The organism is Acetobacter garciniae (assembly GCF_017377735.1).
In the GTDB taxonomy this organism is placed as follows: Bacteria; Pseudomonadota; Alphaproteobacteria; order Acetobacterales; family Acetobacteraceae; genus Acetobacter; species Acetobacter garciniae.
This window is the reverse complement of record NZ_JAFVMH010000004.1, coordinates 246538-266305: the sequence shown is the minus strand read 5'-3', so window position 1 is coordinate 266305 and position 19768 is coordinate 246538. Positions and strand designations below refer to the sequence as shown.

At 57.1% G+C, this 19768-nt stretch carries 18 protein-coding genes; 9 read left to right on the top strand and 9 right to left on the bottom strand.

What is annotated here, in order from left to right:
- Window positions 1–58: 58 nt before the first annotated feature.
- Both J2D77_RS10445 and J2D77_RS10440 read right to left on the bottom strand, forming a co-directional pair.
- Window positions 59–1237, bottom strand: a complete 1179-nt coding sequence (locus tag J2D77_RS10445) for a M24 family metallopeptidase (protein ID WP_207846222.1) — start codon at window positions 1235–1237, stop codon at window positions 59–61.
- Between the two features lie 314 nt (window positions 1238–1551).
- Window positions 1552–2061: an Lrp/AsnC family transcriptional regulator gene (locus J2D77_RS10440; protein ID WP_207846221.1), complete on the bottom strand. Its 510-nt coding sequence runs from the start codon at window positions 2059–2061 to the stop codon at window positions 1552–1554.
- A 110-nt stretch (window positions 2062–2171) separates the two neighbouring features.
- On the opposite strand from J2D77_RS10440, the gene J2D77_RS10435 reads away from it, so the two are divergent.
- Together J2D77_RS10435 and J2D77_RS10430 are read left to right on the top strand one after the other, a co-directional pair.
- Window positions 2172–3377 carry a diaminopropionate ammonia-lyase gene (locus J2D77_RS10435; RefSeq protein WP_207846220.1) on the top strand — a complete coding sequence of 402 codons (1206 nt, stop codon included), beginning with the start codon at window positions 2172–2174 and terminating at the stop codon, window positions 3375–3377.
- Window positions 3378–3381: 4 nt separating this feature from the next.
- Window positions 3382–4611, top strand: a complete 1230-nt coding sequence (locus J2D77_RS10430; protein ID WP_207846219.1) for a Zn-dependent hydrolase — start codon at window positions 3382–3384, stop codon at window positions 4609–4611.
- A 552-nt stretch (window positions 4612–5163) separates the two neighbouring features.
- Here the strand turns inward: J2D77_RS10430 and J2D77_RS10425 are convergent.
- The 3 genes from J2D77_RS10425 to J2D77_RS10415 all read right to left on the bottom strand — a co-directional run bounded on the left by J2D77_RS10425 (window position 5164) and on the right by J2D77_RS10415 (window position 9546).
- Window positions 5164–7770, bottom strand: coding sequence for a TonB-dependent siderophore receptor (locus J2D77_RS10425; protein ID WP_207846218.1), 2607 nt, complete (start codon window positions 7768–7770; stop codon window positions 5164–5166).
- Between the two features lie 143 nt (window positions 7771–7913).
- On the bottom strand, window positions 7914–8888 hold the full coding sequence (locus J2D77_RS10420) for a FecR family protein (RefSeq protein WP_207846217.1): 975 nt from the start codon (window positions 8886–8888) through the stop codon (window positions 7914–7916).
- Between the two features lie 130 nt (window positions 8889–9018).
- Window positions 9019–9546 carry an RNA polymerase sigma factor gene (locus J2D77_RS10415; protein WP_207846216.1) on the bottom strand — a complete coding sequence of 176 codons (528 nt, stop codon included), beginning with the start codon at window positions 9544–9546 and terminating at the stop codon, window positions 9019–9021.
- A 420-nt stretch (window positions 9547–9966) separates the two neighbouring features.
- Between J2D77_RS10415 and J2D77_RS10410 the strand changes: the two genes are divergently transcribed.
- Genes J2D77_RS10410 through J2D77_RS10400 form a run of 3 tightly spaced genes read left to right on the top strand, consistent with a single transcriptional unit; the run spans window position 9967 to window position 10582 of the window.
- Window positions 9967–10206 carry a hypothetical protein gene (locus J2D77_RS10410; RefSeq protein WP_207846215.1) on the top strand — a complete coding sequence of 80 codons (240 nt, stop codon included), beginning with the start codon at window positions 9967–9969 and terminating at the stop codon, window positions 10204–10206.
- A gap of 10 nt (window positions 10207–10216) precedes the next feature.
- Window positions 10217–10372: a hypothetical protein gene (locus J2D77_RS10405; RefSeq protein ID WP_207846214.1), complete on the top strand. Its 156-nt coding sequence runs from the start codon at window positions 10217–10219 to the stop codon at window positions 10370–10372.
- A 9-nt stretch (window positions 10373–10381) separates the two neighbouring features.
- Window positions 10382–10582, top strand: a complete 201-nt coding sequence (locus J2D77_RS10400; RefSeq protein ID WP_207846213.1) for a DUF2905 domain-containing protein — start codon at window positions 10382–10384, stop codon at window positions 10580–10582.
- A gap of 295 nt (window positions 10583–10877) precedes the next feature.
- Here J2D77_RS10400 and J2D77_RS10395 read toward each other — a convergent pair whose 3' ends face one another.
- Window positions 10878–11252 (bottom strand): hypothetical protein, encoded by a 375-nt coding sequence (locus J2D77_RS10395; protein WP_207846212.1) that lies wholly within the window; start codon window positions 11250–11252, stop codon window positions 10878–10880.
- 368 nt (window positions 11253–11620) lie between these two features.
- Between J2D77_RS10395 and J2D77_RS10390 the strand changes: the two genes are divergently transcribed.
- Window positions 11621–12019 carry a hypothetical protein gene (locus J2D77_RS10390; RefSeq protein WP_207846211.1) on the top strand — a complete coding sequence of 133 codons (399 nt, stop codon included), beginning with the start codon at window positions 11621–11623 and terminating at the stop codon, window positions 12017–12019.
- 203 nt (window positions 12020–12222) lie between these two features.
- Here J2D77_RS10390 and J2D77_RS10385 read toward each other — a convergent pair whose 3' ends face one another.
- Complete coding sequence (locus J2D77_RS10385) at window positions 12223–13392, bottom strand: zinc-dependent alcohol dehydrogenase (RefSeq protein WP_207846210.1); 1170 nt, start codon at window positions 13390–13392, stop codon at window positions 12223–12225.
- 481 nt (window positions 13393–13873) lie between these two features.
- On the opposite strand from J2D77_RS10385, the gene J2D77_RS10380 reads away from it, so the two are divergent.
- On the top strand, window positions 13874–14827 hold the full coding sequence (locus J2D77_RS10380) for a LysR family transcriptional regulator (RefSeq protein ID WP_207846209.1): 954 nt from the start codon (window positions 13874–13876) through the stop codon (window positions 14825–14827).
- A 25-nt stretch (window positions 14828–14852) separates the two neighbouring features.
- Here the strand turns inward: J2D77_RS10380 and J2D77_RS10375 are convergent, their stop codons facing one another.
- The gene (locus J2D77_RS10375; protein WP_207846208.1) at window positions 14853–16004 is read right to left on the bottom strand and encodes an aromatic ring-hydroxylating oxygenase subunit alpha; all 1152 of its coding nucleotides are present in this window, start codon (window positions 16002–16004) and stop codon (window positions 14853–14855) included.
- A 240-nt stretch (window positions 16005–16244) separates the two neighbouring features.
- Between J2D77_RS10375 and J2D77_RS10370 the strand changes: the two genes are divergently transcribed.
- Both J2D77_RS10370 and argE read left to right on the top strand, forming a co-directional pair.
- Window positions 16245–17210, top strand: coding sequence for a PDR/VanB family oxidoreductase (locus J2D77_RS10370; protein ID WP_331000098.1), 966 nt, complete (start codon window positions 16245–16247; stop codon window positions 17208–17210).
- A gap of 29 nt (window positions 17211–17239) precedes the next feature.
- Window positions 17240–18409 (top strand): acetylornithine deacetylase, encoded by a 1170-nt coding sequence (gene argE / locus J2D77_RS10365; RefSeq protein ID WP_207846206.1) that lies wholly within the window; start codon window positions 17240–17242, stop codon window positions 18407–18409.
- A 72-nt stretch (window positions 18410–18481) separates the two neighbouring features.
- On the opposite strand, the gene J2D77_RS10360 is transcribed toward argE, so the two are convergent.
- Window positions 18482–19720 carry a Gfo/Idh/MocA family protein gene (locus J2D77_RS10360; RefSeq protein WP_207846205.1) on the bottom strand — a complete coding sequence of 413 codons (1239 nt, stop codon included), beginning with the start codon at window positions 19718–19720 and terminating at the stop codon, window positions 18482–18484.
- Between the last annotated feature and the right edge of the window lie 48 nt (window positions 19721–19768).

Sequence of the window (19768 nt, the reverse complement as noted above, 5' to 3'; positions counted from 1 at the left end):
CACCACATGTTACGTTAGGGTCAAAGAAGGAGGTTGAACGTCATAACTGACTATATTGTCAGGAAATAACGGGCATTTCCTTCGGAGCCCGGATCGTGAGGAGATGGGCTCCATCGTCCATGATAACGATGTCTTCCTCATGTACGATCATCTTGCCCGGGGCATACTCCATGCCGGGTTCGATCGTCAGGACCATCCCGGGTTGAATGATAGTCTCATCACCAGCCCGGAACGATGGGGGTTCTGTCAACTGCATTCCCAGGCCGTGTCCCAGTCGGCCGACATTATTCCCTATCGACCCCGCATCCTGCAGGGCTTGCGCCATGACTTTCCAGACCGATTCCATCGTCACGCCGGGCCGCGCCGCACGAATTCCCAGCTCCGTCGCCTCCCATATTGCCTCATTGGCCCGTCGTGCCGCGTCATCGATTGCGCCCACGGCGTAAACACGGTCGAAATCACAGAAATAGCCGTCATAGGTCGCGCCGGTATCAATGAACAGGACATCCCCATGCGTGAGCACCCGATCCTGTGGTCCACAGACAATCTGCGGCACACCGCCCGGCCCGGAAATTGCTGGCATGAAGGGTACGTTGTCTGCACCGCGAGCGCACATATCCGCGCGCAGACGTTTAACGACCGTCCGTTCGGTGTCACCGATCGCAACCAAGTCAGGCAATCCGATATAGGCATCGCTCGCCACCTCGCAGATAAACCGGATATGTGCCACTTCCGCTTCTGTCTTGATCATTCGGGCACGCCACAATGCGGGTGTTCCATCGACGATTTCCGTCTCGGGCATACGGCCCCGCAAAGCCAGGAAATCCGCAACCGGCATACGGAGCGCCATCTCGCGCCCCATTTCTGCTCCAATGCGGCCGAAGCGGCGCGGAACGGCGGACAGGGTGGCTGCCATAAGGGAAACCCCGTCATCTTCCGGGCAGGGAGAAGGCCATGTACGGATATCATCTACCCAGGTTCGTGCCATTTCAGGTGCGCCGATTTCAGGGATTACGGCAATGATGGATCCTTCACGCGGGACGACTACAAACCACGGGCGGGTCGGACTTTCCCAAAATTGCGAATCAAATCCGGTGAAATAGCGGATGTTTGATGGAGAAGTGACGAATACCGCGTCCAGTTGCTCCGCCTGTAGGATCGATTGCATCTTCTGTAGCCGCAACGCAAACTCGGACGGACAGAATCCTCTCTGAGGGGGCTTACGCATAGCTGTCATTTCTCTTCCTTTGACAGGGATATATAAATCCTATGTCGTGATATGAAAGTATATCTATTTAATACGACCTTCATTCACATCATGAACATTGGACTATTCCTAATATGACCCTGGTCAGAAAACATAAATAAGATGGCTGGCTTTTCGAACCAGATCTTTGCCGCAGGTTCGAGCCAGCAGGCCAAGCACGTTTTATAAATATTGCAAAACCGATAAAAAAAGCGCTCTATTTTCCCTGTATTCGTGAAATTTTGTTTCGAGTCCGGCATGAGCGGGAAGAGATGGAGGCAACGCCCCTGTCATTCCAACAGGCATTATGAATGCGATTGGTTTTTCGTGAAGCCGGGAGGCGATACGGTCATGCCGATCTTGACCCGATCCATGACCACGGTTGTACGAAACCGCTTCACGTTATTATTCCCGAAAAAAAGCGTTTTGGTTAACTGCTCGTATTCCGCCATTGTCGCGACAAGCATAACGAGAAAAAAATCGGTATCCCCGGTAATGTAATAGCATTGCTGGACCTGCGGACATGTCGCGAAGCTCTGTTTGGCGGCTTCGATCAGTTCAGCGCTCTCGGTTACGACTTCCACTTCCACCAGAACCGTTATGTTACACCCGACGGACCCGGGATTGACGATTGATACATTGGCCTTGATCACGCCGCTTTCTTCCATGCGCTTAATCCGGCGCTGTACCGAAGGAGCGGAAAGGTTCACTGCCTCACCTATGACGCGTTGGGGCGTCGTATTGTCACGTTGCAAAATGTCCAGGATCGCAAGGTCAAACCGGTCAAGGTCGGACACATCGGCAGATGAAGACACGGAACCCCCACTTTCATGAAACAAAAATGCAAAAGATACTATTTAATACAGCAGATAATTCACGGGTCTTGCAATATGTTTGCGGGCACGCATTGGGAGATTATGTAACAATGTTTCTTCTGAATAACAGCTCGTCCCATAACCAGCCCCTTTCTTCATCTGACACGCTCCTGGTGGGTAGAAATGCGGTGCAGGAAGTGGAACGGTTCCTGAGCATGAAAGAGCACAGCGCACCGACGCCGCTATATAGCCTGCCCGAAATGGCGCGGGAGGTTGGAATAGGCAGCATTCATGTCAAGGATGAAGGGCAGAGGCTGGGATTAGGGAGCTTCAAGGCGGTCGGCGGTGGCTTCGCAGTCGCCCGGCTGGTGCTGGAAAAAGCCGTCCAACAGGAAGGACGGGTGGTGGATGTATCCGAACTGTATGGTGCGATGGTACGCGCCATTGCCGCAGGGATGACATTCGCCTGCGCGACGGATGGCAATCATGGGCGCGCCGTCGCACAGGGTGCTGCTGCGGTAGGGGCAAAAGCGGTCATTTTTGTCCATAAAGGGGTAAGCCCGGATCGCATTGCCGCTATCGCCCGTTTCGGTGCAGAAATCCGGCATGTCGATGGAACCTACGATCAGTCGGTCTTCGCCGCTGCGCAGGCGGCCGCCGATAATGGCTGGATTACCATATCGGATACCTCATGGCCCGGTTATGAGTATATTCCCGGTCTTGTCATGCAGGGCTATACCAATCTGGTTTGTGAAGCGTTGCGCCAGATGTCTCGTCCTCCGACGCATGTTTTCGTGCAGGCAGGTGTTGGGGGAATTGCGGCGGCCGTTGCCGGGCATCTGGCGGTTGTAATGGGTGCCGCGCGGCCGGTCTTTACGGTGGTCGAACCCGCGCGCGCTGCATGTCTTTATAAAACGGCGGAGGCAGGGCAGCTTGTGACGGTTCCTGCCACCCAGCCCACCATCATGGCCATGCTGGAATGCTATAAACCCTCCCTTACTGCCTGGCGTATCCTGGCCCGCACCGCTGATGCCTTCATGACGGTCGATGAGGAAGACGCAGTCCATATCATGCAGCGTCTGGGCCACCCCGCGGGGGATGACCCGCCCATTATCTCGGGCGAAAGCGGGGGAGTGGGGCTTGCCGGCCTGCTCCGTGTCATGGCATCCCCCAGGAAACGCGCAGCCCTCGGACTTGATGGAACATCGCGTGTTTTTGTCATCAATACGGAAGGCGCTACCGATCCGGTCCGCTACGCTGAGATAATGGGACAGCAGCCTTGCCAAGTCAGCTCCTTATCCGGCATTCAGGTCTAAGCCGATGGCAACTTTTTCAGTGAATAGCGAGCGGCTTCTTGGCCATATTCGTGAACTCGGCACCATTGGACGGGAGAGCGATGGTCGATTAAGTCGTCTCGCCTTGTCAGATGCCGACAGATTGGGGCGTGACTGCCTTGTCTCCTGGATCCGGGCTGCCGGACTGGACGTGGCGATAGACCAGATCGGTAATATCTTTGGAATATGGGCAAATGACAAAAATCGTGACCAGCCGCCGGTCATGCTGGGTTCGCATATCGACACAGTCATTAATGCCGGCATTTATGACGGATGTTACGGCGTAATCGCGGGTCTCGAGGTTATCCAGACGTTCAAGGATGCGGATGTGCGCCCGGATCGACCGATTGTCGTCGCATCATTTACAAATGAAGAAGGGGTGCGGTTTTCGCCCGACATGATGGGATCCTGCGTTTATGCAGGCGGACTGGACCTGCAAAAGGCGCTTGCCACACGCGGCACCGACGGTGCGATACTGGGAAGTGAACTGAACCGGATCGGATATGCCGGCAACTATACTCCCGGTTTTTTGCACCCTGCTGCTTATCTGGAACTCCACATCGAGCAAGGGCCAGTACTGGAACGTACCGGTACGTCAATCGGAGCCGTTGCCGACCTGCAGGGTATTTCATGGCAGCGTATCACCATTGAAGGCCAAGCCAACCACGCGGGTACCACCCCTATGGCCTTCCGGTCCGATGCCGGTTATGTCGCCGCGCGGATCATGACTTTTGTCCATGATCGAGCCAGTGCTTCGGAGGCATCCGGTGTCGCTACGGTGGGCACGATTGCTTTTGAACCCAACGCCATCAACGTTATTCCTTCTCGCGCCACATTAACCGTCGATCTACGAAATCCTGACGAGAAACGGCTTCTTAAGGACGAGCGATCACTGGCTGAATTTCTGTCACGTCTCCAGACAACCGAACACGTGAAAATCCAGGCAGAGCAGCTTGCTCGTTCATCCCCCGTCACGTTTGATCCGGAAATTGTTGCCCTGATTGAAGATGTAGCTTCAAGCCGCGGCGTTACCTCGCGCCGCATGACTTCCGGCGCTGGTCACGATGCGCAGATGCTCTCAGCGATCGCCCCGACCGCGATGATCTTCGTTCCAAGTAGACGGGGTATCAGCCACAACCCGGATGAATTCACCTCGGACGAGGCGCTGGTCGAAGGTGCGAATGTCCTGCTTGAAGTTGTCCGGCGGCTTATGTAGCCGCCCCCGCGGGGAGTATGCCGGATATCTAAATGTCCACCGTCATCCGGTAGTATAGGGATCGGTCATCCGTTTCAGCCTGGAGCCGTCAGGCCTTTGAGCCGGGCCAGAACCTCCTGCGGATGACTTCATCTTTCATGACTTCCCCACTCCTTCAGCTTGCGCACCAACGTCCATCGCATCCATAGCCCGGCGAAGAAGTGCTGCGGGCAGATATGATCACCGGCGAACCGGACCGGCTGGACCGATCTACAGAAAACGAGAGGGTAGAAGATCACGACGGGCATTTTTGTATTCCATCGTTCAGGAGAGGCTAATAGTTGTGCCGGTCCCGGAGGAAAGCTGGCAGCGTAGCGATCTCATGGATGTTGCAGGGAAAACCCACGCCTGTTGCGCAGTGTCGACGAATTAGGCATGGCTGGCCCCTGGAATGTTACCGGGGGCAAACCAACGCGTCTTGCAGCAAGTCTACCCTCGACTTTGGCCTCGAGGCGGGGGACAAGGTGTTGAATTCAAACGGGGAAAGGCACCGAAGTTTCGGCTGGTAAAATTTTACCAGTTATATGTCAGATTTCCATACACGCGACGTCCTTGCCCTAAATAACAGACAGAACTGGAACACTGAGTTTCGTAATATGTGTTGGCCAAATTCGACATTGCCAGTTGTGCGTTTAATCCCTTTAAAGCGGAAAAAGCCTGCCCAAAATCATAGTGCGCTCCAGCATCAAACAAAACATATGGGCGAGTTTTGAATGATTCAACGCTATCTGCGTACGTAAATCCGGTGTACCTGGTGCCAAAATTAATACCGAATCCTTTTAATCTTCCAAAATGGATCGTATAATCTACAAAAAATGAGAACATATTTCTTGGAACATACGGGACAGACATTCCCTCCTGAGAAACTGCCGCCCCATAGGAGGAAGACGTGTCAAGATCATATCTCTTGGCTGTCTTGTTCGTTTTGGCATACCGTATATCGGTGTAGCTATATGAAGCGATCATTCGCAAATCTTGAGTAATATTTGCATTTGCAGAGACTTCGAATCCCTGAGACCGGACGCGTCCGGCGTTTGTACTGTAGCCAGTATGCGCAAGATCGCTAATAAGATAATTATCTTCTTCGATATGAAATGCAGCCGCTGTTAACATGATATCTTTTTGCGGAACTTTATATTTAAGGCCAGCTTCCAACTGTTTACCCGCCAACGGTGCAAATGGGTGCCCCTGATAATCGGTCTGACCAATCTGTGGGATGAAAGACGTCGCGTAACTGAAATACGGAGCGAGACCGAAGTTAAAATTATAGATAATCCCTGCTCGCCACGTAAAAGCTGACTGAGGTTGCGGCTTGTCAGTATTTAAATAATTTTGAGTTATTTTGACGTTGTTCGCATTCTGATTTGAAGACGTGGAATCTCCTGTGTATTTCATGTTAACCCAATCCTGCCTTCCCCCCACAAGAATAGAAAGCCCTTTCCACTTTATCTGATCTTGAAAATACACGCCTTCCTGAAAATATTGAGTATTATAGACTGACCCCATGATCTGGCAGCCTGCACGATCCCATGAGTAGCATGGTATATAACGATAGGATGGGTCATAGACATTGACGGACGGTGTCGTGGTATAATCATATAGATAATGAGAATTGTAATGATACTGCCTAAAATCTGACCCGACTACCCACGTATTATTAACGGACCCAATGTTGAATTTTCCAAAAAGCCTGGCGTCCATCCCTACTGTGTTTGTGTTTGTGTAATAATTCATCGGCTGCAAGGGAACGACTGTCGGTGTTAGTGCCCCAGTCTTTACGTAAGTCGTCTCCTGATGTCGGTCACTATTTTCCCATCGGAAATTTTGGCTAAAATTTATATATTTATTAAAACTATGCTTGAACTGATATTCAAACATAGCATCTTTGTCACCCATCTTGTTCCAATTTGGTTCTCCAAAGAACGTGCTGCGGGAGATTTGACCATAAGGCCCGGGAGATAAAGTTCCAATACGAGGATATTGGCTCGCAACACCTTCGCCAGGTGTGTACATGTACATACCCAGAAGAGTCAAAGATGTATTCCTATCAATATCCCACGTTATTGAAGGCATTACTCCTACGCGGTGGTAGTCGACATAGTTTGTCTGGGTGCCTTGCGTGACACCTATTCCAGCAATTCTGTAGCGGACATTGCCCGATTGTGTGATTTTGTCACTGACATCGAAAGTTGCTTGATAACGACCCCAATTCCCAAACCCGACAGACACTTGCCGTAACGGTGTATCCGTTGGCTTTTTAAGGCTCATCGCCAGCATGCCGCCAGGTGTGGTCTGACCATACATGACCGAAGCAGGCCCGTTCACGACCTCAATGCGCTCCAAAAATGCTGTCTCTCCCGCGCTGACGGAATTCGTCATCAAACCGTCGACAAATTGCGATGTGCTGAAGCCGCGCTGTATAATGCCTGTATCAGCCCCATGCGCAGAACCGTTTCCATATGTTCCTTCACTCTCGGCCATTATTCCTGGGGAATAGCGAAGTGCCTGAGCCACATTTTGCGGCTGCTGATCCTGCATAAGCTGCTTCGTAACAACATTAATCGAGTTTGGTATTTCCATAATCGGTGTGTCGGTCTTGGTGCCCGCCATCGTATTTTCAGCAACGTAACCGGAGCCGGGCCCGGTCGGGTCCTGGTGTGCAACAGTTCCTCCCACACGGACGGGACCGAGGGTTATGGTAGACGACGTCTTGAAGAGTAAAATTGTATTGCCGTTGAGCCGGTAAGTCAGGCCAGTTCCGTTCAGAATTTGCGCCAGGGCAGCATGGACTGACATTGTCCCGGAAAGAGCCGATGAGCGAAGGCCATCGCTCAACTGTGTGCTGTAGGCGAGTTGTGTCCCTGTTGCGTTCGACAAAGCGACGAGTGCCGAGGACAGCTTCTGAGCAGGAATATTCAACGTGAATTTCTGCTCGACAGCAGCCGTGGGGGCCGTGGTATCGGCTGCTGCCCGCAGGGGGGCGATGACAATGGATGCGAGCGCCGTTGTCAGGCCAAGGATGCGCAGCAGGGAAAACGTCGCGAGGGGCGCTCTGATCGCGCTTTCTCTGGGATTTGTGGAGAGCAGATCGGCACCGGCCGTCGCGATCTTTGGGTGCATGGTTTCTTACCGTCGTCCTTGTGTAAGGGGCAGTGCCCGGCATCATATGCAAATGCGAAAAAATCGCACCTATTGTTAAAGACGGACGACGAACGGCACTGGTCGGCGGTGAGACGTTTTTTTGTGATTTTTTTAGATGTCGGTCAGCTTGCGGCGGACAGGGTGACAAGCCAGGGCGTGAAATGCCGAACGCGCAGACGAAGCGACCCGGCAAGCGTGTCAAGCGCAGCGTCGGGATTGCTGGCGTCGAGTACTACTGTCACGGGAAGGTTACGCAGACGGGCTCCCGTGATGAGAATACGGCCCCGTCGATAGCGTGAGAGTTCTGTCGTCAGGTCGGCCAGTCTCATGCCGTCAGCGACAATCCGGCCATTGCGCCAGCCCAGGACGGAAGCCGTGTCCACCGTAAATGGCCCCTGGGCGCCATCCGTCATGCAACGTATCTGCTGACCTGCCGTCAACAGAATGCCCCCTGATGGCGGGGTGACGGTCAGTTCACGCTCTATGGCCGTCACCAAAGTGGTGTCGTCCAGACGGTTCACGTTAAATTTGGCGCCTGCTGTTTGTGCCACAGCAGGGCCCGCGTTCACAATGAACGGTCGTAAGGGGTCGTGCCGGGCGGTAAACAGGGCTTCTCCTTCATGGAGGGTAATATGCCGGGCCTGCGGTGACCATGAAACGGAGATCGCCGAACTGCGGGCGAGTTCTACGAGCGAGCCGTCCGCCAGCGTTACGGTCTTGCCCGCGCTTATGCCCGTCCTGTGGTCTGCAAAGACCTCGGGGTGGGTCAGGAGATAGCTGCCGCCAGAGGCCATTCCAACAACGGTCGCGGCTGCCCCGGTTATCATACGGCGGCGGGTAATCCGGGATGAGCCCGTGTCATTAGCCGCTTGAACAGGTTTTTCGGCTGGCGGTGGTATAGTCAGCGCTGGCGCAAGATCATCAAGGCGAGACCACACACCTTTTGCGCGTTCCCAGGCCTGTTTCTCCCTTTCCCCCCGGTTGAGCCATAATGCGAAGTCGCGTTTTTCTTCATCCGTTGTATCGGCGTCATTCAGGACCACCAGCCATTGGCGCGCTTCCTGCCGGATCTGGGCGTCGGATGTATGTTGCGTCATGGTGTTCGTGGTCTTTCTGGATATCCGGCAAAGATCTTGTCGATGGTCTCCGTCCAGCCATAGAGGCGGCATGAACGGTCTTCTATACAGAAAGACGGATGGCGAGCAGGGACGGGAGAAGAAACAGAAATTATTTTTCGGGCTCGCCTGATGGTGGTTCCAATGCATCTTCCACGGCGGCTAGGGCAGTCATCATATGGCTCATGACCATGTGTCGGGTCATGCCGAGCATGCCGCCAATCTTGTGGTAAGAAAGTCCCTCGAATTTTGCGAGCATGAAAATCTCGCGACTGCGTGGGGGAAGGGTATCGAGCACCGCGCGCAGGCGTTCAATCTGGTCACGCTGGATCGCGGCGTCTTCGGGTGAAATAGTTTCACAGACAACATTTTCCGTCTGAAGATCGTCTGCCTGAATTTCGATGCTGTGACGCGCGCGCCGCAGATGGTCAATCGCAAGATTGGTGGCAATCCGATAGAGGTATTTCGCCGGATTGTCCGGCATGATGGCGCAGCTACCTCTTGCAATCCTGACCCACACGTCCTGAGTGAGGTCTTCGGCAAGTTCACGGTTGCCCAGTTTCTGGCGCAGGAAGCGTAACAGGCCGGGTCTCTGCTCAGAGAATATTTCCGGCCAGGTTCTGGAACCGGAACCTGTCATGTTCAGCTACCTTCTCTCCTCGCGCGCCGTTCGTACACAGGCGGAACAGGATACTAATAATATTGCGAACAAATCGCAATATGGCGTCGGATTGAGCGGATATGCGTTTTCCAGATGCCAGTTTCGTGGAACAATCCGCATATTGCGTTCGGCATGGCCTTCCAGCCGTTTAATGTCCCAAGGATACGGGGAGGAGTGAAGCCATACCCAAGCACTGGACGGTGATCTCCAACGAATGAGGTGGGCGCTTTGGCATAATCCATGGCAGAGATCGTTTGCAGATTGCAGCAACCCCATCACAGAACGTCCCCCTGATCGTCTCGTGCGCATTGCTGCTCCGCGTCAGTCGTCCTGTAATCCGTATGAGCGCGTCCCCATGTCTAGATTGAAAATGCATGACCAGAACAGGACGGGATCGACATGACCGACAAGCTTCCCCATGAAACGCGCAGTTTGCATGCCCTCGCCGAGCGGGCGGTCAGGGAGCCCAAGCTGCTGACGAAGGCTGAGGTGACGGAACTGGCCGATTTCGTGCTCAAGGGCGGTGAACATGCCTCGGAACTGGAACGCGAGATCGCGAAGAAGGCCCGGCACAATCCCGAGGGAATGGAGAAATCCGACCTTGTGATCCTTGCCCGCAAGATTCTGGACAGGAAATAGGAGCAAGACCATGACGACACATCACGAACCCTCGGCCGCGAGCCTCGCCCATCGGCTGAAAGAGGTGGAACGCGATCTGGCGCGGGCGGAAAAGGACAACCCGGAGCATGTCCACGCGCTGACGGCAGAGAAGAAGAAACTCGAAAGCCAGCTTGCTCAACGCTAAAGGCACTTTATGTCTAAAACCCTGATCGTTCTCGGTGTTGTGCTGGTACTCGCCGGGGTGCTTTGGCCGTTCCTGGCTCGGCTACACTTGGGACGACTACCGGGCGACATTGTGATCCAGCGGCAGAATTTTACCTTCTACGCGCCGGTTGCAACCTGTGTTGTGGTCAGTGTGGTGCTGTCGCTGATCGTCTGGCTGGTCCGGCGGTAAGCTGGATCAGCGGTCGATAATGTGACTGTTCCTTTCCCACTACATGTTGGAAAGGACATGCACAATCCGATCGTTTGTCACATTGTCTGTGTTCAGGGGTTGTATTGGGTTCCAGCAGGGCGACATGGCATTCGTCGCCCAAGGGCCTCGGGGCAATGCTCCCCGCCACGGCGGAATTGAGAGCTACGTAAAAACCACTCCCTGCCGGATTGGCCGGACCAGGCGTTAAACTGGAGATGTGGCCTTCGGGCGGGGGCTCGACGATAGACGTGAGCCCCCGCCCTCTGGCACCAGATCAGGTATTCTTGTGGCTCTGCTGTCCGGCTTTGACGTGCTGCTCATGCGTGCCACCCCGGGTGCCGGAACTGCCTTCGCCGTTATGATCGTTCGACGATGCAGTACTGTTCTTGTGGCTCTGCTGCCCGGCTTTGACATGCTGCTCGTGCGTGCCGCCGCGGGTGCCGGAACTGCCTTCGCCGTTATGATCGTCCGACGATGTAGCACTGTTCTTGTGGCTCTGCTGCCCGGCTTTGACATGCTGCTCATGCGTGCCACCGCGGGTGCCGGAACTGCTCTCGCCGGTATGATCGTCCGACGATGCAGTACTGTTCTTGTGGCTCTGCTGACCAGCCTTAACATGCTGTTCATGGCTACCGCCTTGGTTTGCCATTATCCTGTTCCTTCTTGTTGATAAAGACGGCCGGTGATTCGACCGACCTACAAGAAACCATTCGTCGGATAGGAAGTTTCAAAAAAGCCAAATAAAATTCAAAATTTTTCTAGAAATGAAGCAAAAGAAACAATCACCCTTTCCTATGTCGGAATGGGGCATTAAAATGCGATATAATACGAAGAAATAAAGAACTTTATGAAAAATAACAGGAAAGAATGGCAGTCCGGCGGTTCCTGTTGTGTGTAGTGCCAGAGCCGCGGTAGAGCGAATTGCCTTCGAGTAAAATCAGGGAAATTTATTGACGAATAATCGGAACCCCGGCAGGCACGCTGCCGTTCCTCCAGGGGTAAGAGGAGAATCGTGTCATGAGTTTCGTTCATAAAGATTTCGTAAATATAAAATTATTTTCCAAGGAAATAACGCGCGGATGGCAACGGGCTGGACGCGGGCATCGCCCGGGTGGATTGCTGCTGATAGCGGCAGCGCTCGCCTTGCCGGGACTGGCCATGGCACAGCCATTCGTTGTGCCAAAGTCCCCTCCTCCCCCATCGGTCTCGAAGCCAACGAAAAACAATCGTGCCAGTTCACAGGAACAAACGACGCCGCGCTCCACAAAGGAGCAAGATAATTCCAATGTAAGAGTGGACAATATCTCACCGAAATCGGACCCTGCTTCAAAACAGAAACCAGCCGCCCCTGAGTCCATAACACGTGCGCCGGCACCGATGTCCGATGAAACCCAACGTGACCACAAGCCTGACTGACGGCGCTTGGGCGCCAGAAGGTGTCATAAGTCGGGACGCAACGCGCAATGGGTCTGAGCACCTGCTTCCGGCCATGAAGGTATCGAAAGGCATCCAGCAGTAATGCTTCAGTAATCAGGGTTCTTTGTCGAATAGGGCTGGCGGTTTCGCGGCAGCCCTTCGCGACGATGTTCATTGATCCTGCATGGGGTCGAGGGCTGTCCTTATGGTGTCATGACGACTTTGATGCATCCGTCGCGCTTGTCACGGAACGTCTTGTAGAGGTCCGGTCCTTCTTCCAGCGTGGCGCGGTGCGTGATGACGAAAGAGGGGTCGATTTCGCCCCTGACGATCCTGTCCATCAGCATAGGCAGGTAATGCTGGACGGGTGTCTGGGCCATGCGGAACGTCAGGCCCCGGTTGATCGCCGAGCCCATCGGGATCTGGTCCAAAAAGCCGCCATAGACGCCTACGATGGAAACGGTGCCGAAATTCCGACAGCACAGGATGGCCTGCCGCAGGACATGCGGTCGGTCGGTGCCAAGGAAGGTCGCCGTCTTGATGCGGTCCACGACCGCCTCGGCAGCGCTCCATGTGTCTGGTTCGGTGCCGACGGCATCGATGCAGCTATCGGCGCCCCGGCCGGCGGTCAAAGCCTGGATGCGATCATAGACATCTTCTGTCTTGAAATCGATCGTCTCGGCCCCGGCGTCCCGGGCCAGGGCCAGCCGTTCGGGAACGGTATCGACGGCAACGACCCGTTCGGCGCCCAGAAGGAACGCGCTGCGGATTGCCATTTGTCCCACCGGCCCACAGCCCCAGATGGCAATCGTCTGGCCAGGCTGGATATTGCAGAACTCGGCCGCCATGTAACCGGTGGGGAAAATGTCCGACAGGAACAGGGCCTGCTCGTCGGTCAATTGCTCGGGAACCTTGATCGGCCCGATATTGGCGTAGGGAACCCGCAGATATTCCGCCTGCCCACCGGCATAACCGCCCAGAAGGTGGGAATAGCCGAACAGCCCGGCCGGCGAATGACCCCACATCCGCTCCGCCTTGGCCCGATCCGGGTTGGTCCGTTCGCATCCGGAGTAAAAACCCCGCTTGCAGAAGAAACATTCCCCACATGCGATGGTGAAGGGGACCACCACGCGGTCGCCCACTTTCAGGTTGCCGGCGTCTTTCCCCACATCGACCACTTCGCCCATGGTTTCGTGGCCCAGCACGTCGCCATGCTGCATTTCCGGGATTACGCCGTCAAAGATATGCAGATCCGATCCGCAGATGGCGCAGGCGCTCACCCGTATGATCGCGTCCCGACTGTCTTCCATGACCGGATCGGCAACGCTTTCACAGCGAATGTCGCTCTTGCCGTGCCATACAAGTGCTTTCATGATTCGTCTCCCTGTTCCAAGACGGCAATTCAGCCACAGGAACGGTCATTCAGAGGGCGCGGTGCTGGCCGTTCTCCGGTGATCGGGATGTGGCGGAGGTCAGGCGGCTTGCCCCATTTTTGGTGAAGAGTCCTGCCGCCAGCGATAACCTTTAAAAAAGGCTGTTACGCCGCATGCTGCCTTTTCAAGACACGGCGCGGGGCTGTGTGTGTGCTGTCTACGCAGCAGGGCCGGGAAGGTTGCTCCAGAACTGTGCCGAATACTCTTTGCCGATGATGCGGCCCAGCCGCACGGAGACAAGGGCGGCCATTGCAAGATCACGCGGCGATCCTGTGGCTATGGGCTTGTCTATCGGGGCATCAAGGGTGGGGCATAGCGGCAGGGGCACACTTCTGAATCTATCAAATATGTGTCGATTCAGTTTTAATTTTCCCAAATATACATTATCGACGTCATTATTGGGCATTACGGAGATCGGGTCATGGGGCGTTTAGCCGATGTTGATGTGCGGTTGCTGCGCGTGTTCCGGGCGGTGGCGGAATGCGGGGGGCTGGCGGCGGCGCAAAGCGTGCTCGATACGTCCACTTCCACCATCTCGCTGCATATCAGCGAACTTGAGCGCCGCCTTGGCTTCAAACTCTGCCAGCGCGGCCGGGCGGGCTTTGAACTGACCGATCGGGGCAAGGCCACCTATGAGCGGGCGCTGCGACTGCTCAACACCATCGACGATAATTTCAACGATATCCTGTCCCTGAAAAAACGGCTGACCGGCAAGGTTCGCCTGGGCATGGTCGATGCCTTGATGATGCATCCGCACATGCCCCTGGCGGCAGCGTTGCGTGACTTCAACCAGCTCGACAACGATGTCGAGGTCCAGCTTATGGTGGACGACCGCACACAGCTTGAAAGACGCCTGCTGGAAGGGGAACTGCACGCTGCCATCAGCACCTTCGTGCGGCCTGTGGCGGGGCTGGCCTTCCACCGGGTGATGAGCGAGCGACACCGGGTGTATTGCGGCCAGGGGCATCCGCTCTATGGCGTTACGGCAGTGCAGGACACTGCGGCCCTTGCCCCGTACCCGTTCATTTTGCGCAGTTACTGGGGGCGGACCGATGCCGAGCGTTTTCAGTCAATGAACATCCGTGCCACGGCCAACAACATGGAAGCCATGACCTGCCTGCTGCTGAGCGGGAACTACCTTGGTCTACTGCCCGAATACATTGCCGAAGAGCGGGTAAAAAGCGGCACCCTGCACATGATCAACGCACCCGATCTGGAACAGAGCTCGCATCACTGCCTCGTGCTGCCGAGCACGGCCAGCACCTCGCTCGCCATGGAGGCGCTGGTGCCGCTTATCCTCGGGCAGGTGAACGAGGCCGATATGAAAGAACCTGCCCCGCCATTCCTGCAAACGCCCGCGCGCGGCAGGGGCTGAGCCCCCCACGCCGGGCGCTGGCGCATCATGCCGTGAGCTTGGAGGCGATATACTTGGCAAAATCGTAGTTCGGCCGTTCCAGATGCGACAGATGCCCCGGCTCCGCCAGCCCGCCGCGAAGGCCGTTGAACACCTTTTCCGTGCAACCCTTGTCTTCTTCGTTCACCTCGTCGAGCAAGCTCTTGAGCGCGGCGAAATGCTCTGCGGACTTGCCATCGGCAATGAACTCGGGCGCCAGGCCGCCGCCATAGACGACCTGCACCTTGCCCGGAGCGATGGGATAGAGCGAGAGATACCAGAAATAACCCGGCGACAGCGAGATGAAGAGCCCCGGATAAAGCGAAATGATATAGGTGCGCCGCCGGTCTTCCCCCTCAAGCCGGGTATTGTCGGGGTGAGCCAGGGCCAGGTAATTCTCCTCCCCCTTCAGGGAGCAGTGGTAATTATAGGTGGGGTGGCCTTCTTCCAGTTCGACCTCGTCGAGTGAGACCTGCGGGCCGATGGTCTTCCGGTGGCAGATCGGAACGTGGTAGCTTTCCATGAAATTCTCGGCCAGGATCTTCCAGTTGGTGTCCCACTCCATGGTCTCGCTGAAGGCCTGGACGTAATTTTCCATGCCGTAGCGCTCGACCAGCTTGCCCAGATGGGCAAATTTCTGTGCCGCTGGTTCGATATCGGGGTTGATGCTCACCATGATCCAGCCCAGCCATTCCTCGCAGCGGAATGTGGGCAGCTTGTAGTGATCCTTGCAGAACCCCTCGTTCTGCTCCATGGCCATCGTGCCGCGCAGCGACCCGTCGAGGCTGTAGGTCCAGGCGTGGTAGGGGCAGACAATGGCGCGGGTGTTGCCAGATCCCTGCAACAGGGTCGACATCCGATGCATGCACACATTTGAAAATGCCCGCAGCGTCATGTCACGATCGCGCACGACAATGACGGGTTTGCCTGCGATCTCCATCGTCAGATAGTCACCGGGTTTGGCCAGCGCCGAGGCACGACCGGCACAAAGCCATTCCTTGCCGAAAATGTCGCGGTTTTCGATATCAAGGAAGTCCTGGGAAAGGTAGACGCTGCGCGGCATCGCACGCGCCTGGGCAAACGGCACCGAAACATTGGCCTGGAGTTCGGCAAGGGGGGCAATGCGTTCATGGTGGGTCATCGTGGCTCGATCTTTCATTGATCCGGCTTCCCGGCGAACAGGCATAAGACTTGATGAAACGATATTAGCAGTGCCCCTAGGCCCGCAGAAATTGAAATCATATAGGCATTCAGTTTGATAACTTCCCATGTGACGTGGGTTCGGTCGACTGGGATGGATTACAGGATCTAAAACTAAGCGCGGCATAAATGCCAAACGACCAAAGCAGCCGGCTCGGATAGAACCAACCCCATGCAAGGCCAAAAGGGGGGACTGGGGGTGACCGGGACAGATATTGCCGCGGTGATCGTGGCAGCGCGATTGCAGGCCGGCCGGGTGCTGGTTATCGACCTGTGTGCCAGGGACGGGGCGGAGTTGCCTGCCTTTGAGGCCGGAGCGCATATCGATGTGGAGATCGAACCCGGTCTGGTGCGGCAGTATTCGCTGTGCAGCGATCCGGCAGAACGTGGGCATTATCGTATTGCGGTGCTGCGTGCCCGGCCCTCACGCGGGGGGTCCGAAACGCTGCATGCCCGTTTTGCCGCCGGGCAGGAGATCCGTGTTGGCGCACCGCGCAACCTGTTCCCGCTTGCGCCGGGGGCAGGTCCAGTGTTGCTGATGGCAGGGGGCATCGGTATTACGCCGCTGCTGGCCATGGCCCATGTGCTGCACCGGCGGGGCCAGCCCTTCACGCTGCATTACTGCATCCGCAGCGCAGGGGACGCGGCGTTTACAGCAGATATCGCGACCCTGCCCTTTGGCCACCGGGTGCAGATCCATGCCTCGGACAAGGCCGGCCGGTTCGATGCGGCAGGTGCGCTGGCGGCCAACCCCGGTGCGCAGGTCTATAGCTGCGGCCCGCAGGGCTTCATGGACCATATCGAGACCAGCGCCCGTGCCCTGGGCTTTGCCCCGGCAGCGCTCCACCGCGAGGCCTTCGGTTCCGCTTCCGCTTCCCCACACGCTGGGGCCGATGGCGGGTTCGAGGTGGTTCTTGCCCGCTCAGGCGGCCGCAGCGTACAGGTGCCACCTGGAACCTCCATTGTCGGCGCGCTGGCTCAGGCGGGGATCAGCGTGGAAACGGTCTGCCAGCAGGGGATCTGCGGCACCTGCCTGTGTACGGTGCTGGAGGGCACGCCTGACCATCGCGACAGTTTTCTGAGTGCGGAGGAACAGGCTGCGAACGACCAGATCGCCCTGTGCTGTTCGCGCGCCACCAGCGCGCGTCTGGTGCTGGATCTGTGACAGACAGAACGAAAGGCAAAGAGATGGATATGACATCGCGCCCCTCGGCCCGCACGGTTGCGGCATTGCGGACGCTGATCGGGTTCGATACGACCAGCACCCTGTCCAACCTGGCGCTGATTGATTGGGCCGAGCGGGAATTCACCAGTCTGGGGGCGCAGTGCACCCGGCTGCCCGCACCGCACCAGCCGGGCAAGGCCGCATTATGGGCAACATTTGGCCCGCGTGATGTGTCGGGCTGGGTCCTGTCCGGGCATACCGATACCGTTCCGACCGAGGGCCAGGACTGGACCGTGCCGCCGCATCAACTCACCGAAAAAGCGGGCCGGTTCTACGGCCGCGGCTGCTGTGACATGAAGGGTTTTCTTGCCTGCTGCATCGGCATGGCCCCGGAGCTTGCCCGGCTGCCGCTTGAACGCCCGGTGCATTTTGCCTTCAGCTATGATGAAGAACTTGGCTGCACCGGCGCGGACGATCTGGTGGCCTGCGCGCGCGAACTGTCGGCACCGCCCATCGGGTGCATCGTGGGTGAGCCGACCCTGCTTCACCTGTGTATCGGCCACAAGGCCAAGCAGGCGGTTGCGGTCAGCGTGACCGGCACACCGGGCCATTCGGCCCGCGCGCCCGAATTCGTCAACGCCATCGAATATGGTGCCCGGCTGATCGTCTATATTCAGGATATCGGTCGCAAGCTGGCCCGGCAGGCACAGGATCCCATGTACGATCCCCCGCATTCCACCGCCCATGTGGGGGTCGCGGCTGGGGGCACGCAGCTTAACATGGTGCCCGAGCATTTCGGGTTCGAGTTCGAATTCCGCACCATTGCCCAGGATGACCCGGCCGCGCTGGTGGCCGACGTGCGCCGCTATGCGGAAGAGACACTCATACCGCAGATGCGGGCGGTCGATGCAGCGGCGAATATCGTCTTCACGCCGATTGCGGCCTTTCCGGGGGTAGAGACCCCGATTGATGCCCCCATCGTGCAGGCCATGACGCGGCTGGTCGGCAACCATGAGGTGATCAAGGTGGCGTTCGGCACGGAGGGCGGGCTGTTCCAGCAAGGTGCGGGCATTCCCACGATAATCTGCGGGCCGGGCTCCATCGCGCAGGCCCATGTGCCTGACGAGTTCATCGAAGGCTCGCAACTCGCATTGTATGAGGCCTTTCTCGCCCGGCTGTTTGACAGTTGCCGTAGCTGAGCCGCCTCCCGGGAATGGAAAAAGCTCCGGCACTTCAAGGTGCGGGAGCTTTTCCGTACGCCACAGCGCGCTTCAGGCCAGTTCAAGTGCGGTGTTGAGCGGGGCCTGCGCTGCGGATATCCTGCCCGAGAGCACATCGGCCACGGCTACCTCGGCGCGCAGCAGGTCGGATTCCATGACCGCGCAGCAAACCGCCACCGCCCTGCGCGCCACATCGGCACAGATCTCGGGCGAGGTACCGCCACGAACCGCGCGGGCAAAATCGTAAAGTGCCACACCGACACCATAGGTGAGCGGATCGGTCGGGTCGGACAAGACGGTTCGCCTGTCCCACGCTCCTTCCGGCAAGAGCAGGGCGCGCTGCTCCGCACTCAGGCCGTCAAGCCATGTCCGGGTGGCGTCTTCAGCGCTCAGTGCCGAGCCATCGGCCCGGACAAGGCTGCCATTCTGCCAGGCGTGCGAAGCACCGCTCCGGACCACCGCATCCTCGGTCACGAACAGCCTGTCTTCGACCGATACGCCGCGCATCATCGCGCCGAACACCACCGATGTGGCCATGCCGCCCGCAAAGCCGAAAGTGGCGTTCATTATGTCTTCGCTGGCATTGCACGCCACCGCCTTGTGCGACGGGTAACGGCCGGTATGCGCCATGACCGTCTCGACGGGGCCGAACCAGTATTGTTGCAGATCGGCTTCATGAACCCCCATTTCCAGCACCTGATAGCCACCCGCACGGGTGCGGTCACGGTACCACTGCGGGCTCACCCGCGCCGGCTCGCCCGCTTTCACCGGCGGTTCGGGGGAGGCGAAGCAGCGTGAGACCATGGTCTGCACCAGCCCCAGCGTGCCACCCCTCAGCAGTGCCGCAAGCGCGCGATTGCTGGGAATGCGGCGGAAATTCTCGGAAACCGAGACCACGCGCCCGCTGTGCCTAGCCGCTTCCACGATCAGGTCACAGGCGGCCACTGTCAGCGCGAGCGGCTTTTCAACCTGCACATGCTTGCCCGCGGCCAATGCAGCCAGGATCACCTTGTGGTGCAGCGAGGTCGGCAGCACGATATCCACCGCCTCCATGCGGGTATCGGCCAGCATGGCCTCAACCGTCTCATACTCGGCCGGGGCGGGCATGGCGCTCGCCACCGCCATCCTGCTTATGGCAGCGCGCTTGGCGGGGTCTGAATCGCAGATCGCCACGAGTTCGATCGCCTTGCAGCCGCGCTGGAACATTTCACAAGCGGCACGGGCATGGCGCGCCCCCATTCCGCCACAGCCGATCAAACCCAGTTTGAGCGGCGCATAAGGGAAAGACATTATCGCTCCGATATTTCCGTGTCATCAATGTCCAGCCCCCGCGTGATC

What these genes read in the sequence shown, in the direction of transcription:
- J2D77_RS10445 (WP_207846222.1), bottom strand. Translation starts at nt 1,237, where the DNA reads ATGACAGCTATGCGTAAGCCCCCTCAGAGAGGATTCTGTCCGTCCGAG.
- J2D77_RS10435 (WP_207846220.1), top strand. Translation starts at nt 2,172, where the DNA reads ATGTTTCTTCTGAATAACAGCTCGTCCCATAACCAGCCCCTTTCTTCA.
- J2D77_RS10430 (WP_207846219.1), top strand. Translation starts at nt 3,382, where the DNA reads ATGGCAACTTTTTCAGTGAATAGCGAGCGGCTTCTTGGCCATATTCGT.
- J2D77_RS10425 (WP_207846218.1), bottom strand. Translation starts at nt 7,770, where the DNA reads ATGCACCCAAAGATCGCGACGGCCGGTGCCGATCTGCTCTCCACAAAT.
- J2D77_RS10420 (WP_207846217.1), bottom strand. Translation starts at nt 8,888, where the DNA reads ATGACGCAACATACATCCGACGCCCAGATCCGGCAGGAAGCGCGCCAA.
- J2D77_RS10415 (WP_207846216.1), bottom strand. Translation starts at nt 9,546, where the DNA reads ATGACAGGTTCCGGTTCCAGAACCTGGCCGGAAATATTCTCTGAGCAG.
- J2D77_RS10410 (WP_207846215.1), top strand. Translation starts at nt 9,967, where the DNA reads ATGACCGACAAGCTTCCCCATGAAACGCGCAGTTTGCATGCCCTCGCC.
- J2D77_RS10405 (WP_207846214.1), top strand. Translation starts at nt 10,217, where the DNA reads ATGACGACACATCACGAACCCTCGGCCGCGAGCCTCGCCCATCGGCTG.
- J2D77_RS10400 (WP_207846213.1), top strand. Translation starts at nt 10,382, where the DNA reads ATGTCTAAAACCCTGATCGTTCTCGGTGTTGTGCTGGTACTCGCCGGG.
- J2D77_RS10395 (WP_207846212.1), bottom strand. Translation starts at nt 11,252, where the DNA reads ATGGCAAACCAAGGCGGTAGCCATGAACAGCATGTTAAGGCTGGTCAG.
- J2D77_RS10390 (WP_207846211.1), top strand. Translation starts at nt 11,621, where the DNA reads ATGAGTTTCGTTCATAAAGATTTCGTAAATATAAAATTATTTTCCAAG.
- J2D77_RS10385 (WP_207846210.1), bottom strand. Translation starts at nt 13,392, where the DNA reads ATGAAAGCACTTGTATGGCACGGCAAGAGCGACATTCGCTGTGAAAGC.
- J2D77_RS10380 (WP_207846209.1), top strand. Translation starts at nt 13,874, where the DNA reads ATGGGGCGTTTAGCCGATGTTGATGTGCGGTTGCTGCGCGTGTTCCGG.
- J2D77_RS10375 (WP_207846208.1), bottom strand. Translation starts at nt 16,004, where the DNA reads ATGAAAGATCGAGCCACGATGACCCACCATGAACGCATTGCCCCCCTT.
- argE (WP_207846206.1), top strand. Translation starts at nt 17,240, where the DNA reads ATGACATCGCGCCCCTCGGCCCGCACGGTTGCGGCATTGCGGACGCTG.
- J2D77_RS10360 (WP_207846205.1), bottom strand. Translation starts at nt 19,720, where the DNA reads ATGTCTTTCCCTTATGCGCCGCTCAAACTGGGTTTGATCGGCTGTGGC.